This window comes from Paracraurococcus lichenis (genome assembly GCF_030657435.1).
Lineage (GTDB): Bacteria > Pseudomonadota > Alphaproteobacteria > Acetobacterales > Acetobacteraceae > Paracraurococcus > Paracraurococcus lichenis.
In genome coordinates this window covers 1-897 of sequence record NZ_JAUTWS010000359.1, presented here as the reverse complement: position 1 = coordinate 897, position 897 = coordinate 1, and the positions used below count along the sequence as shown (strand labels likewise).

1 protein-coding gene is annotated in these 897 nt (G+C 68.2%); it reads left to right on the top strand.

Annotated features, from left to right (window positions below; genetic code table 11):
• Positions 1-86: 86 nt before the first annotated feature.
• The coding region (locus Q7A36_RS40240) for a transposase (protein WP_305109399.1) at positions 87-897 on the top strand (811 nt) is incomplete at its 3' end.

Genomic DNA, 897 nt, shown 5'->3' with positions numbered 1-897 from the left:
GAATCTGTACGCGAAATAACCTCGATCTCTGTGTCGGCTCCGACACATAGGGCAGTGGGCCTGCCCCGCCGCACCATATCAGGCCGATGTCTCACGCCAGCGTCTTCAGCCCCGCCGATCTGCCATGGCCTTCCGCCCGACCCGTTCCTCGCCCCAACCGCGGCGACGGCTGGAACATCCTGGCCGACATCGAGGTGTTCATCTTCGCGGTCGAGGCCGAACTGGAGGCGATGGACCGCGAGCGGGTCGGCGTGCATCGCCGGGGGTGCAAGCCGAACCATGGCCTGCGGCGGCGTGTCATCGGGCTGATCTGGATGCTGACCTTCGGCGGCATGCAATGGCGCATTGCCGGGCTGCTCTCGGGCATTCCCTTCACCACCCTGCACAGCCGTTTCGCGCGCTGGTCCCGGCTCGGGCTGTGGCGCCGGCTCGGGCAGCGCCTCGCCTTCGACTGGCGTCTGGCCTGCGGCGACGAGGTCCTGCCCTCGGCGGTGGTGGTCGACAGTCGCTCGCTGCGCTCCGCCCCGAGCGCCTGGGTGCGCAGCTTCGATGGCGGCAAGCTGGTCAAGGGCATCAAGCTCTTCGTGGTCTGCGACAAGCACGGCTCACTGCTCGATCTCGAGCTGCACCCGGCCAACATGGATGACCGGGCGGGCATTTTGCCAACCCTGCCGCGGCTGGCTGCACTGGGCTTCGAGGGGGATCTGCTCGGCGATAGTGGCTTCAAGGGCGCGCCCTTTGCCGAGGCGGCGCTGGAGCACGACATCCACGTCTCGGTTTCGCCCGGCGGCACGCGGGACGGGCGCTTCCTGCCGCACGAGGTCCGCTGGGTGGTGGAGCGGCTGTTCGCCTGGATGAGAAACTATGGGGCAGGCGGCGAGGGTGGAGCACCATCGA